Origin of the sequence: Streptomyces sp. NPDC059010 (assembly GCF_042740355.1) — a bacterium.
Taxonomy (GTDB): domain Bacteria; phylum Actinomycetota; class Actinomycetes; order Streptomycetales; family Streptomycetaceae; genus Streptomyces.
This window is the reverse complement of sequence record NZ_JBHYJA010000016.1, coordinates 75,204-88,760: the sequence shown is the minus strand read 5'-3', so window position 1 is coordinate 88,760 and position 13,557 is coordinate 75,204. Positions and strand designations below refer to the sequence as shown.

Annotated in this window: 10 protein-coding genes; 3 read left to right on the top strand and 7 right to left on the bottom strand. The window is 69.3% G+C overall.

Features of this window, described 5'->3' with window-relative positions:
* On the bottom strand, window positions 1–1,218 hold a 1,218-nt coding region (locus ACFWYS_RS19145), incomplete at its 3' end, for a mechanosensitive ion channel family protein (protein WP_384769875.1).
* Between the two features lie 95 nt (window positions 1,219–1,313).
* Here ACFWYS_RS19145 and ACFWYS_RS19140 point away from each other — a divergent pair.
* Window positions 1,314–1,883 (top strand): dienelactone hydrolase family protein, encoded by a 570-nt coding sequence (locus tag ACFWYS_RS19140; protein ID WP_384769872.1) that lies wholly within the window; start codon window positions 1,314–1,316, stop codon window positions 1,881–1,883.
* Between the two features lie 2 nt (window positions 1,884–1,885).
* On the opposite strand, the gene ACFWYS_RS19135 is transcribed toward ACFWYS_RS19140, so the two are convergent.
* From ACFWYS_RS19135 to ACFWYS_RS19115, 5 genes are all read right to left on the bottom strand, one after another.
* Complete coding sequence (locus ACFWYS_RS19135; RefSeq protein WP_384769869.1) at window positions 1,886–2,881, bottom strand: zinc metalloprotease; 996 nt, start codon at window positions 2,879–2,881, stop codon at window positions 1,886–1,888.
* 319 nt (window positions 2,882–3,200) lie between these two features.
* Window positions 3,201–4,862, bottom strand: a complete 1,662-nt coding sequence (locus ACFWYS_RS19130) for an alkaline phosphatase D family protein (protein ID WP_384769866.1) — start codon at window positions 4,860–4,862, stop codon at window positions 3,201–3,203.
* A 93-nt stretch (window positions 4,863–4,955) separates the two neighbouring features.
* Entirely contained in the window at window positions 4,956–5,795 is an 840-nt protein-coding gene (locus ACFWYS_RS19125; RefSeq protein ID WP_384769863.1) for a thioredoxin domain-containing protein, read from the bottom strand.
* A gap of 77 nt (window positions 5,796–5,872) precedes the next feature.
* A complete protein-coding gene (locus ACFWYS_RS19120; RefSeq protein WP_384769860.1) occupies window positions 5,873–6,571 on the bottom strand; it encodes a hypothetical protein in 699 nt (232 codons plus the stop codon).
* Between the two features lie 89 nt (window positions 6,572–6,660).
* The gene (locus ACFWYS_RS19115) at window positions 6,661–7,986 is read right to left on the bottom strand and encodes a DUF2252 domain-containing protein (RefSeq protein ID WP_384769858.1); all 1,326 of its coding nucleotides are present in this window, start codon (window positions 7,984–7,986) and stop codon (window positions 6,661–6,663) included.
* 233 nt (window positions 7,987–8,219) lie between these two features.
* Between ACFWYS_RS19115 and dnaE the strand changes: the two genes are divergently transcribed.
* Window positions 8,220–11,759, top strand: coding sequence for a DNA polymerase III subunit alpha (gene dnaE / locus ACFWYS_RS19110; protein ID WP_384769856.1), 3,540 nt, complete (start codon window positions 8,220–8,222; stop codon window positions 11,757–11,759).
* A gap of 86 nt (window positions 11,760–11,845) precedes the next feature.
* Here the strand turns inward: dnaE and ACFWYS_RS19105 are convergent, their stop codons facing one another.
* Complete coding sequence (locus tag ACFWYS_RS19105; RefSeq protein ID WP_384769853.1) at window positions 11,846–12,010, bottom strand: hypothetical protein; 165 nt, start codon at window positions 12,008–12,010, stop codon at window positions 11,846–11,848.
* A 247-nt stretch (window positions 12,011–12,257) separates the two neighbouring features.
* Between ACFWYS_RS19105 and ACFWYS_RS19100 the strand changes: the two genes are divergently transcribed.
* On the top strand, window positions 12,258–13,478 hold the full coding sequence (locus ACFWYS_RS19100) for an NYN domain-containing protein (protein ID WP_384769850.1): 1,221 nt from the start codon (window positions 12,258–12,260) through the stop codon (window positions 13,476–13,478).
* The last annotated feature ends 79 nt before the right edge of the window (window positions 13,479–13,557 follow it).

Here is a 13,557-nt window from a genome sequence, read left to right as displayed (position 1 = left end):
GGGGGTGGGTCGGCGGCGCGGTGCGGCGCTCGCTGAGCACCGCCCCGCGCCGCGGGCGGGCGGGGGGGGCCGTGCTGTCGGCCGTGCCGGCGCCCGGTCCGGGCGGGCCGCCGGCTGGTGGTCGTGCTGGTGGGCGCGGCGGGCCGGGAGGCGGCCGGTGACCTGGCCGGGTACGGGGAAGCCGGGCGGCAGGACCGCGTCCGTCGCGTTGACGCGCGGCAGGGCGTACGGGTGCCGCTCGGTCAGCCAGCGGATCAGCTGCTCGCGCACCGTGACCCGGACCGTCCACAGGTCGTCCGCGTCCTTGGCCGTGACCAGCGCCCGCACCTCCATGGTGCTCGGCGTGGAGTCGGTGACGGCCAGGGCGTAGTCGCGGCCGTCCCACGCCGGGCACCGGCGCAGGATGTCGCGGAGCTGCTCGCGCATCGCCTCCATCGGTGCCGAGTGGTCGACGTGCAGGAAGACGGTGCCGGTCATCTGGGCGCCGCCGCGCGACCAGTTCTCGAAGCTCTTCGACGTGAAGTACGACACCGGCATCGTGATCCGGCGCTCGTCCCAGGTCCGCACGGTCAGGAACGTCAGGGTGATCTCCTCGACGGTGCCCCACTCGTCGTCCACCACGACCGTGTCCCCGATGCGCACCATGTCACCGAAGGCGATCTGCAGCCCGGCGAACATATTGCTCAGCGTGGACTGGGCCGCGACACCCGCGACGATGCCGAGGATGCCGGCCGAGGCCAGCAGCGAGGCGCCGGCCGCGCGCATCGCCGGGAACGTCAGCAGCATCGACGCCACGGCCACCACACCGACGATCGCCGACACCACGCGCATGATCAGCGTCACCTGGGTGCGCACCCGCCGCACCCGGGCCGGATCGCGGTGAGCGCGGGCATAGCGGCTGTACGAGGTCTCCACGACCGCAGCCGCGATGCCGATCGTCAGCCACGCCGCCGCCCCGATCAGCACCAGCGTCAGCACCCTGCCGATGCCGACCTCGTGCTCCTCCAGCAGCTTCGCCTCGTCGTACGACCCTCTGAGCAGGGCCGTGCACAGGACGAGCTGGTAGGGGATGCGGGCGCGGCGAAGCAGACCCCACAGCGGTGTCTCACTGTGCCGGTCGTCGGCCTTGCGCATCAGACGGTCGGTGGCCCACCCGATGATCAGGGTGAGCAGCACCGAGCCGCCGATCACGATCAGTGGTCGGAGTATGTTCTCCATGCCTCCGAACGTAACCAGTCGAGGGGGGTCATGAACATCCGCGGCGGTGAGGCGGTGGTCACGGCGTTGTCAGACCCGGCTGGCACCATGGCTTCATGAACATCGTGCTGTTTCACTCGACCTTTGGCCTCAGGCCCGCGGTACGCCGGGCCGCGGACCGGCTGCGCGCCGCCGGACACGAGGTGTGGACGCCGGACCTCTTCGAGGGGCGGACGTTCGAGACGGTCGAGGAGGGCATGGAGTTCAAGGAGCGGATCGGCAAGGACGAGCTGCTGAAGCGGGCCGTGCTCGCCGCCGCGCCCTACTCGGAGCGCGGGCTGGTCTACGCCGGGTTCTCGCTCGGCGCCTCCATCGCCCAGACCCTCGCCCTCGGCGACGAGAAGGCGCGCGGACTGCTGCTTCTGCACGGCACGTCGGACATCGCGCCGAACGTCTCGGTGGACGATCTGCCGGTGCAGCTGCATGTCGCCGAGCCGGACCCGTTCGAGACGGACGACTGGCTGAGCGCCTGGTATCTCCAGATCGGCAGAGCGGGCGCCGATGTCGAGGTGTACAGATACGCCGGAGCGGGCCATCTCTACACCGACCCCGACCTGCCGGACTACGACGAGGAGGCCGCCGAGGCCACCTGGCGGGTGGCCCTCGGCTTCCTGGAGTCCCTCTAGGCTCAGCCGGCCGCCCGGTACGCCGCCCAGTTCTGCTGCATGCGTGTCACCTGGCCCGCGGTGAACTGGTACATGCAGGAGTCGTACGTGTAGTCCATGAAGTTGTGGATCGGGTCCACGCCCGCCTTGCGGGTGCAGGTGTCCCGTCCCTCCGGGCACTCGTAGGCGGCGCTCTTCTCGGCCGGGGTGTCCTCGACGTAGTCGCCGTTGCCGTTACAGCCGCCCTGGAAGGTGTGGTATAGGCCCATCCAGTGGCCGACCTCGTGGGTCGCGGTGTCGCCCTCGTTGTAGTTGGCGGCCGAGCCGCCCGGGAGTGAGGCGTCGAGGACGACGACACCGTCCATGGACGGGCTCGACTTGTAGGAGCTGGGGAAGGTCGCCCAGCCGAGGAGGCCGTCGCCGAGGTTGGCGGAGTAGATGTTGAGCGCATTGGCGCCGCCCCTGCGCAGGGCGGACTTCATCGCCTTCTCCTCCGCCGAGCCGTAACCGACGTTGTACCAGGTGGCGTTGTCGGTGTAGTCGGTGCCGGCCAGGGTGAACTGGTAGCCGGAGTCGACGTTTCCGGTGCCCTGGCCGGCGTAGGCCGCGTTCAGGACGTTCAGCTGGGCGTTGATGTCGGCGGAGTCGAGCTGCCCGGTCGCGCCGTCGTGGATGACGTGGAAGTAGACCGGGACGGTGGTCGAGGCTGCGGCCGCCGCGAGGCTGCGGTTGCCCGTGGCGGGCAGCTTGTCGAGCTTCTTCTTCAGATCGGCGTCCATCGCCTGGGCTTTGGCGGCGCTGACCTCGTTCGGCTCGGCGACGGACTCGCCGCTGTGTCCGGGGCGGGCCTCGCGGGCCGCGGAGTTGCCGGCCTCCTTGGCGCAGTCGGCGGCCGGAGCCTGGGCCGCGGCGACTGTGGTGGGCGCCGAGAGGGGAGCGAACATCAGGGTTCCGGCCACGGCGGTCGTGGCGAGAACGCGTCTGCGCGTAAGGGGTGATATCCGGGCAAGCGCACGCATGCCGACTCCTCGCTGATGCGTTGGGGAGAGGGGCGCAGGGGTCTTCCTGGCCGCCGCCCGGAGATTACGTGGACATGTTCATGTCCGAAGAGAATCGATCAGGCCCAATCAAGTACCCGGCAAATGGGGAGGATTGGAGTAAGTGAATGATCAACCGTCCGGAGTGTGAGATCGCGGCGTAACGGGTTCCGCCGCCCGGGCGGGTGGTGTGTCCGTATTCGGACCGTGGTTCGCACCACCCGCCCTGGCGATGTGATCTCCGGTTAACAGCTCTCGAACGAGCCAGGCTTGGCTGAAAATCGACGCTCGGGTGTAGCTCTTACACCGGGTCGTACGTCCGCTCCACCTTCTGCGTCCCGCTGCGCGTGCGGTAGGACCGCGTCCAGGAGGCGGTCGCGTCCTGCTTCGTCTTGTCGGACAGGACGTAGTAGTCCATCTGCGCACGGTCGGCCGTGATGTCCAGGACGCCGTAGCCGTGGCGGTCGGTGTCGACCCAGTGGACGTGCCGGTTGGCGGCCTTGATGATCGGCGAGGCGATCGCGGAGACCGTGCCCTGCGGGACCTTGACGATGTCGTCGAGGTTGTCCGACGTCACCGAGGTGACGACGAACTCCGTGGCGGCGGAGGCGGACAGCGGGTAGGTACCGGCGTCCACCGGCACGTCGTTGGCCCACGCCATGTGGATGTCGCCGGTCAGGAACACGGTGTTGCGGATCGCGTTGGACCGCAGGTGGGCCAGCAGCTCCCGGCGGTCGTCCGTGTAGCCGTCCCACTGGTCGGGGTTGAGGGCGAGCCCCTCCTGCGGCAGGCCCAGCAGCTTGGCGAGCGGCTTGAGCAGGTCCGCGGTGAGGGAGCCGATCGCGAACGGCGCGATCATCACCGAGTTGCCGACCAGCCGCCAGGTGGTGTCGGAGGACTTCAGGCCCGCCTTCAGCCAGTCCAGCTGGGCCCGGCCGGTGAGGGTGCGGTCCGGGTCGTCGACCTCGCCGTTGCCGGTCTTGACCTGCTGCGAGCGGAAGGATCGCAGGTCGAGCAGCGAGAGGTCGACGAGCTTGCCGAAGCGCAGCCGTCGGTAGGTGGTGCCGGCGATCGCCGGGCGCACCGGCATCCACTCGAAGTAGGCCTGCTTGGCGGCGGCCTGGCGCGCGGCCCAGCTGCCCTCGGCGCCCTCGGTGTGGTTCTCGGCGCCGCCCGACCAGGCGTCGTTGGCTATCTCGTGGTCGTCCCAGATCGCGACGACGGGCGCCTTCGTGTGCAGGGCCTGCAGATCCGGGTCCGTCTTGTACTCGCCGTGCCGGGCGCGGTAGTCGGCGAGCGTGAGGGTCTCGTTCGCGGGCGCCGTCTGCCGTACGACGGTGCCGCGCGTGCCGTACTGGCCGGTGCCGTACTCGTAGATGTAGTCGCCGAGGTGCAGCCAGGCGTCCAGGTCGCCGCGGGCCGCGAGATGGCGGTACGACGCGAAGTAGCCGGCCTCCCAGTTGGCGCAGGAGACCACGCCGAAGCGGAGGTTGGACACGGCCGCGTCGGCCGCCGGTGCGGTGCGGGTGCGCGCCACCGGGGAGTCCGCGGCGCCCGCCGAGAAGCGGAACCAGTAGTCGGTGGCCGGCTGCAGGCCCCGGATGTCCGCCTTGACCGTGTGGTCGGCGGCGGCCTTCGCGGTGGTCGAGCCCTTGGCGACGATGTTCGTCAGCGCCTTGTCCCGGGCCACGACCCAGCTGACCTCGGTGTCCGGGCCGAGCCCGGAACCGGGGGTGGCCTCGGCGGTCGGCGTCACCCGGGTCCACAGCAGGACACCGTCGGGCAGCGGGTCACCGGAGGCGACACCGTGCAGGAAGGCGGGGGCCGCCTCGGCGGCACCGGCGGGCAGCGCGGCGGCCAGCGGACCGGCCAGGACAGCCGTCGCCGCCGCGGCCTTGACGACCGTACGGCGGCGCGGGGCAAGGGAATTGTGCTGCTCGGATGATCTGTATCGACTGGTCACGACCGATCAGGTTACTGATCGGTATGAACAAGGGCGGGCGAACATGTGAATGTTCGCCCGCCCTTCACGCGAAGGTCGAATTCCCCGTTCGCGTCAGCCCTTGAGGGCCGCGTCCACCGCCTTGGTGAACTCCTCCGCCGTCCACGGCTGGTTGGGGCCGGAGGTCTTCAGCTGCTTGCCGTTCATGACGAAGCTCGGGGTGCCCGTCACCTTGTCCTTGTTGGTGTCGAAGGCCTTCGACATGGCCAGCGCCCAGGCGTCGTACGTGCCCTTCTTCACCGCGTTCTCGAACTTGGCGTTGTTCTTCAGGGCGGGGACGGAGTTCCCGATCTCGATGAGGTAGTCGTCGTCCTTGAACTTGTCGTCCGTCTCCTCGGGGTGGTACTTCGCCGAGTACATCGCGGCCTTGTAGTCCATGAAGGCGTCCGTGCTCACGTTCAGCGCGGCGCCCAGGGCGCTCATCGCGTTCTTGGAGCCCTCGGCGTTGGCGCCGATCTTGCCGTCCTTCAGCTGGTCGCCGTCGAGGAACGTGCCGCCGATGAACTCGACCTTGTACTTGCCGGCCTCGATGTCCTTGTCCACGACCGAACCGGCGGCCTGCTCGAACGAGGCGCAGACCGGGCAGCGCGGGTCCTCGTAGACCTTGAGGGTCTTCTTGGCGCTGTCCTTGCCGATGACGACCGTCGTGCCGTCGGTGCCCGTGGTGTGGGCCGGGGCGACGACCTTCTCGTCCTTCACGGCCTCCCAGTGGCCGGGCTTGTTGGCCTGGACGACGGCGTAACCGATGCCGCCCGCCGCCGCCAGGACGCCGACGACCGAGCAGGCGACGATGATCTGCCGCCTGACCTTGGCCCGCTTGGCCTCGCGCTCGCGCTCGGCGCGCAGCCGCTCCCGGGCCGCCGTCTTCGCCGACTGGCTGTTCCGCTTGCTCATGTTGGTGATCTCCATCGGGACGCGCACACCTGTGTGTGCGGGATACGTGTGGGTGGGGTGTCGTGCTCAGGTGCGGTTCACGCGCAGGTGAAGGCGGGTGAGCACGGCGGTCCACGGCGTCCCGGGGAGTGCACGAGGAGGCGGCTGCGGGTGCCGGCCGTACGGCGGGTGGGGCGCGGCAGCCTGCGGACCGGCGTGGTCCGGCGCACGGTCACCGCGGCGACCGCCAGCAGCAGCGGGCGGAACGTGGTCGCCGTCACCGCCCGCAGCAGCTGGGCCAGGGCCCGCTCGCCGCGCCGCAGCCAGGCGGCGGCGAGCAGGCCGACGCCGATGTGCGCGCCCAGCAGCAGCCAGGGCGTCACCGGGTCGGCCTGGGCGAGGACCGTGGCCAGCCGGTGCGGGTCGGCACCGCTCACCCCCGCCAGGGGGGTGCCCACGGCGGTGTTGTCGCCGCACAGCACGTCGAAGCCGACGGACCGCAGCGGGCCCGCGACCGGGCCGCCGGCCCGGCCGTAACAGACGTGCTGGCCGGCGGTGAGGATCGTGTCCGCCGCCAGTTCCAGCGGGATCAGCAGGGCGGCGATCCGCCCGAAGGTCCGCTCGCGCCCGGCCAGCACGAAGGCGAGGACGAACACGGCGGCGGTGAGCAGGGCCACCGTGTTCAGCGGCAGCGGCGCCCGGGACAGCAGCACGTGCGACGCGGTGCTGAGCGTCACGACGAGTGACGTGAACAGCGCCGCGCGGACGGCTCGTAGCTGGATCCCGGATATGTCCATGGCGGAGAAGAGTGTGTCACGTGGTCCTGTAAGAGACCCTTAAAGGGTGCCTGTGCCTGGCTGGGAAGCGCCGGTGAACGGCCTGTGCGTCACAGACCCGGAATCCGGCCGTTGCGGAACAGGTCCACGAAGATCTGGTGGTCGGCACGCGCGCGTGCGCCGTAGTCGTGCGCGAAGGAGACCAGGAGCTCCGCGAAGCCCTCCTCGTCGGCTGCGATCGCCGCGTCGATGGCCCGCTCGGTGGAGAACGGCACCAGGGACTCGCCGGAGGTGTCGTCCGCCGCCGCGTGCATGGTGGCCGTGGCCCGCCCGAGGTCGGCGACGACGGCCGCGATCTCCTCCGGGTCGTCGATGTCGCCCCAGTCCAGGTCCACGGCGTACGGCGAGACCTCGGCGACCAGCTGGCCCGCGCCGTCCAGCTCGGTCCAGCCCAGCCACGGGTCGGCGTTCGCCTGCAGGGCGCGCTGGGAGATCACCGTGCGGTGGCCCTCGTGCTGGAAGTAGTCGCGCAGCGCCTGGTCCGTGATGTGCCGGGAGACGGCCGGGGTCTGGGCCTGCTTGATGTAGATCACGACGTCGTTCTCCAGGGCGTCCGTGTGGCCCTCCAGGAGGATGTTGTACGACGGCAGCCCGGCCGATCCGATGCCGATGCCGCGCCGGCCGACCACGTCCTTCACCCGGTAGGAGTCCGGGCGGTCCAGGGAGGCGTCCGGCAGTGTCTCCAGATAGCCGTCGAAGGCCGCGAGCACCTTGTAGCGGGTGGCCGCGTCCAGCTCGATGGAGCCGCCGCCCGCGGAGAAGCGGCGCTCGAACTCACGGATCTCGGTCATCGACTCCAGCAGCCCGAAGCGGGTCAGCGCACGGGCGTCGCGCAGCGCGTCCAGCAGCGGGCCCTGGGCGGTGTCCAGCGTGAACGGCGGCACCTCGTCGCTCTTGGCGCCGGTCGCCAGGGCGTGCACGCGCGCGCGGTAGGCGCCCGCGTAGACCCGCACCAGCTCGGTGATCTGCTCGTCGCTGAGCGCCTTGGCGTAGCCGATGAGGGCGATCGAGGCGGCGAAGCGCTTGAGGTCCCAGGTGAAGGGGCCGACGTACGCCTCGTCGAAGTCGTTGACGTTGAAGACCAGACGGCCGTTGGCGTCCATGTACGTGCCGAAGTTCTCCGCGTGCAGGTCGCCGTGGATCCACACGCGCGAGGTGCGCTCGTCCAGGTACGGACCGCCCCGCTTCTCTGCGTCCAGGTCGTGGTAGAAGAGGCACGCCGTGCCGCGGTAGAACGCGAACGCCGAGGCCGCCATCTTCCGGAACTTCACGCGGAACGCGGCCGGGTCGGCGGCCAGGAGCTCGCCGAAGGCGGTGTCGAAGACGGCGAGGATCTCGTCGCCGCGCTGCTCGTCGTTGAGCTGGGGGACCGACATCGCTGGGTGCCTCCTGGTGCAGGTGGTGCATGACGTGTGGGGCGGAACCTCCCCACCTCGCAACGTACGAACGTGCGAGGGAGTGCCCGCGTTCTCGCATGAAGGTACGCGGGGAAGCCGCCCGAGTGTCAGTGCCGAGGCATACACTTCGACGCTGTCCCCCAGACTGTCCGCAGCCCGTCGGAATCTGGTCCGGATCCTGTCGACGCCTGTTTGCCTTGGAGGCCGAAACCGTGTCAAAGCCGCCGTTCACGCACCTGCACGTCCACACCCAGTACTCGCTGCTGGACGGTGCCGCGCGGCTGAAGGACATGTTCGACGCTTGCAACGAGATGGGCATGACGCACATCGCCATGTCCGACCACGGCAACCTCCACGGGGCGTATGACTTCTTCCACACCGCGAAGAAGGCCGGAATCACCCCGATCATCGGGATCGAGGCATATGTCGCCCCCGAGTCCCGGCGCAACAAGCGCAAGATCCAGTGGGGCCAGCCACACCAGAAGCGGGACGACGTCTCCGGTTCCGGCGGTTACACCCACAAGACGATGTGGGCGGTGAACAAGACCGGTCTGCACAACATCTTCCGGCTGTCCTCCGACGCCTACGCCGAGGGCTGGCTGCAGAAGTGGCCCCGGATGGACAAGGAGACCATCTCCCAGTGGTCCGAGGGGATCGTCGCCTCCACCGGCTGCCCCTCCGGTGAGCTCCAGACCCGGCTCAGGCTCGGCCAGTACGACGAGGCCCTCAAGGCCGCCGCCGACTACCAGGACATCTTCGGCAAGGACCGCTACTTCCTGGAGCTGATGGACCACGGCATCGACATCGAGCACCGGGTCCGCGACGGCCTCCTGGAGATCGGCAAGAAGCTCGGCATCCCCCCGCTGGTCACCAACGACTCGCACTACACGTACGCGCACGAGGCGACCGCCCACGACGCCCTGCTGTGCATCCAGACCGGCAAGAACCTCTCCGACCCGGACCGCTTCAAGTTCGACGGCACCGGCTACTACCTGAAGTCCACGGACGAGATGTACGCCATCGACTCCTCGGACGCCTGGCAGGAGGGCTGCGCCAACACGCTGCTGGTCGCCGAGATGGTCGACACCGACGGCATGTTCGAGTCCCGGAACCTGATGCCGAAGTTCGACATCCCCGAGGGCTACACCGAGGTCACCTGGTTCAAGGAGGAGGTCCGCCGCGGCATGGAGCGCCGCTTCCCCGGCGGCATCCCCGACGACCGCCAGAAGCAGGCCGAGTACGAGATGGACGTCATCATCTCGATGGGCTTCCCCGGCTACTTCCTCGTCGTCGCCGACTTCATCATGTGGGCCAAGAACAACGGCATCGCGGTCGGCCCCGGCCGAGGCTCCGCGGCCGGTTCGATCGTCGCCTACGCCATGGGCATCACCGACCTCGACCCGATCCCGCACGGCCTGATCTTCGAGCGGTTCCTCAACCCCGAGCGCGTCTCCATGCCCGATGTCGACATCGACTTCGACGAGCGCCGGCGCGTCGAGGTGATCAGGTACGTGACGGAGAAGTACGGCGCCGACAAGGTCGCCATGATCGGCACCTACGGCAAGATCAAGGCCAAGAACGCGATCAAGGACTCCGCGCGCGTGCTGGGCTACCCGTACGCGATGGGCGACCGCATCACCAAGGCCATGCCCGCCGACGTCCTCGGCAAGGGCATCGACCTCAACGGCATCACCGACCCCTCGCACCCCCGTTACTCGGAGGCGGGCGAGGTGCGCGGGATGTACGAGAACGAACCGGACGTGAAGAAGGTCATCGACACCGCCAAGGGCGTCGAGGGACTGGTCCGGCAGATGGGTGTGCACGCCGCCGGCGTGATCATGTCCAGCGAGACCATCACCGAGCACGTGCCCGTGTGGGTCCGGCACACCGACGGCGTGACCATCACGCAGTGGGACTACCCGAGCTGCGAGTCGCTCGGCCTGCTGAAGATGGACTTCCTCGGCCTGCGCAACCTGACGATCATGGACGACGCCGTCAAGATGGTGAAGTCCAACAAGGGCATCGACCTGGAGCTGCTGAGCCTCCCGCTGGACGACCCCACGACCTTCGAACTGCTCCAGCGCGGCGAGACCCTGGGCGTCTTCCAGTTCGACGGCGGCCCCATGCGCTCGCTGCTGCGCCTGATGAAGCCCGACAACTTCGAAGACATCTCCGCCGTCTCCGCGCTCTACCGTCCCGGCCCGATGGGCATGGACTCGCACACCAACTACGCGCTGCGCAAGAACAAGCTCCAGGAGATCACTCCGATCCACAAGGAGCTGGAGGAGCCCCTCGAAGAGGTCCTGGCCGTCACCTATGGCCTGATCGTCTACCAGGAGCAGGTGCAGAAGGCCGCCCAGATCATCGCCGGGTACTCCCTCGGCGAGGCCGACATCCTGCGCCGCGTGATGGGCAAGAAGAAGCCCGACGAGCTGGCGAAGAACTTCGTCCTCTTCCAGAAGGGCGCCCGCGACAAGGGCTACAGCGACGAGGCCATCCAGGCCCTGTGGGACGTGCTGGTCCCGTTCGCCGGCTACGCGTTCAACAAGGCGCACTCCGCGGCGTACGGCCTGGTGTCGTACTGGACGGCCTACCTCAAGGCCAACCACCCCGCCGAGTACATGGCGGCGCTGCTGACGTCGGTCAAGGACGACAAGGACAAGTCGGCGGTCTATCTCAACGAGTGCCGCCGCATGGGCATCCGGGTGCTCCCGCCGAACGTCAACGAGTCCGTGCACAACTTCGCCGCCCAGGGCGACGACGTGATCCTCTTCGGCCTCGAAGCGGTGCGCAACGTCGGCACCAACGTGGTCGAGTCGATCATCAAGAGCCGTAAGGCCAAGGGCAAGTACGGCTCCTTCCCCGACTATCTCGACAAGGTCGAGGCGGTCGCCTGCAACAAGCGCACCACCGAGTCGCTGATCAAGGCGGGCGCGTTCGACACCCTGGGGCACACCCGCAAGGGCCTCACCGCACACTTCGAGCCGATGATCGACAACGTGGTGGCGGTCAAGCGCAAGGAGGCCGAGGGCCAGTTCGACCTCTTCGGCGGCATGGGCGAGGAGGAGAGCGACGAGCCCGGCTTCGGACTCGACGTCGTCTTCACCGACGAGGAGTGGGACAAGACCTATCTGCTCGCCCAGGAGCGGGAGATGCTCGGTCTGTACGTCTCCGACCACCCGCTCTTCGGCCTGGAGCACGTGCTGTCCGACAAGGCCGACGCGGGCATCGCCCAGCTGACCGGCGGCGAGCACGCCGACGGCGCCGTGGTGACCATCGGCGGCATCATCTCCGGCCTCCAGCGCAAGATGACCAAGCAGGGCAACGCCTGGGCGATCGCCACCGTCGAGGACCTCGCCGGTTCCATCGAGTGCATGTTCTTCCCGGCGACGTACCAGCTCGTCTCGACCCAACTCGTCGAGGACGCCGTCGTGTTCGTCAAGGGCCGCCTCGACAAGCGCGAGGACGTGCCGCGGCTGGTGGCGATGGAGCTGCAGGTCCCCGACCTGTCCAACGCGGGCACCAACGCGCCGGTGATCCTCACCATCCCGGCCACCAGGGTCACGCCGCCGATGGTCAGCCGCCTCGGTGAGATCCTCAGTCACCACAAGGGCGAGAGCGAGGTCCGCATCAAGCTGCAGGGCCCGACCAAGACGACGGTGCTACGACTGGACCGGCACCGGGTGAAGCCGGACCCGGCGCTGTTCGGTGACCTGAAGGTGCTGCTCGGACCGTCCTGCCTGGCCGGCTGAGGCGTACATGTGTGAGAGGGGCGCACCCACGTGCCGGGTGCGCCCCTCGTCATGTGCCTGGGCTGCAACAGCCCTTTATGAAGATGTCAGTTGTGACCGAACTTCTTCTGCTTGCCCTTGCGCGCGACGTCGCCGGGAGTCACCTGCGAGATGCGCTGCTCGGCCTGCGCCTCCATCGAGGACTGCTGGGCCTGCTGCTGCCCGCGCTCCGACTGGGGCTGGGTTCGGTCCTGCTTCTTGTTCTTGGCCATGCTGATCTGCCTCCTGCGGGGGATCTAGGGGCCAGGGCCGCGACCAGATTCACATAGGCTGACAAAGAGCGCATTTCGGATAATTACCGTGTGTGACAGCGGTTGTCGGGGCGTGAGGAATGGCGCGCCGGGGCGGCGATGCCCCGAAACGCCACGCCGAAGATCGAGTTCGCCCCGTTAACCCCCGCGCGGTCGGGCAGACTCGAAGGAAGCCCGAAGCAAACCTCCCAGGAAGAGGGTGAGTCGCGTGGACCGCTGCATCGTCCTGGTGGACGCCGGGTATCTGCTGGGAGCCGCCGCCAGCCTCCTCGCCGGGGAGCCCTCCCGGTCCCGGATCACCGTCGATCACGCCGCCCTCATCCAGGGCCTGCGCGAACGCGCCGAGTCCGACACCCAGCAGCCCCTGCTGCGCATCTACTGGTTCGACGGCGCTCCCGACCGCGTCCCCCAGCCCGAGCACCGCAGGCTGCGCGTGATGCCCCGGGTGACCGTCCGGCTGGGCGCACTGACCCGCAGCGACGGACGCTGGGCGCAGAAGGGCGTGGACGCCGCGATGCACGCCGAGCTCACCGAGCTGGCCCGCAACCGCGCCTGTTCCGATGTGGTGCTGGTGACCGGCGACGGTGATCTGCTGCCGGGCATGATGGCCGCCAAGGAGCACGGCGTCGCCGTACACCTGTGGGCGGTGCAGGCCGCCGACGGTGACTACAACCAGTCCGAGGACCTGGTCGCCGAGGCCGACGAACGGCGCGTCCTGGACCGTACGTGGATCACCAAGGCCGTCCGTGCCAAGGAGCTCTCCGGGGTGTGCGCGCCACCGCCCGCGCCCCGCCCCGAGATCGCCGCGATCCTGTCCGCGCCGCTGCCCGACTCCGCGCTCGGCGCGGCCGCCGAGCGGCCCGTCGAGGAGCGCGAGCACCGGCCGGCGGTCGCCGCCTCCGAGAACGGCACCGCGGAGCGGGTGCCCGCACCCAAGGGCGTGCCCACGCCGAAGGACCTCGCCGCGCTGCGCGCGCCCGGCGTCCAGCCGAGCCAGCCCCCGGCCAGTGCGACGCTGCGCTGGTCCTCCGACAAGGGGTGGGTCGACCGGCCGGGCGTCGCCGCCGAGCCGGCCGAGGCCGCGTCGATGCCGACGCTGGCGCAGCTGACCACGGCGGAGCAGCGGTGGGCCGACCGCGAGGAGGACATCACGACGGTCGGCGGCGACCCGTACGAGGTGGGCCAGGTCTTCGCCCGGCGCTGGATGGGGCGGCTCGGGGACCAGGGGCATCTGCAGCGGCTGTCCGGGATGTACCCGCGGATCCCGCACCGCATCGACGGCGAGCTGCTCCGGTACGCGGCCCGGTTCGGGCTGCTCGCGCACAAGGACGACCAGATCGACGAGCACGACCGGTACGCGATCCGGGCCGGGTTCTGGCGGGAGATCGACGTACGGACGGCGGCGGAGCACGCGCCCGCCGGTGAGTGAGCCGGACGGGGTGTGGTGGGTCCGCCCCCGCCGGAACGTGTAGTCGTGGTTGAGCGCCGTTGCGGCGGATTTGTGGGGA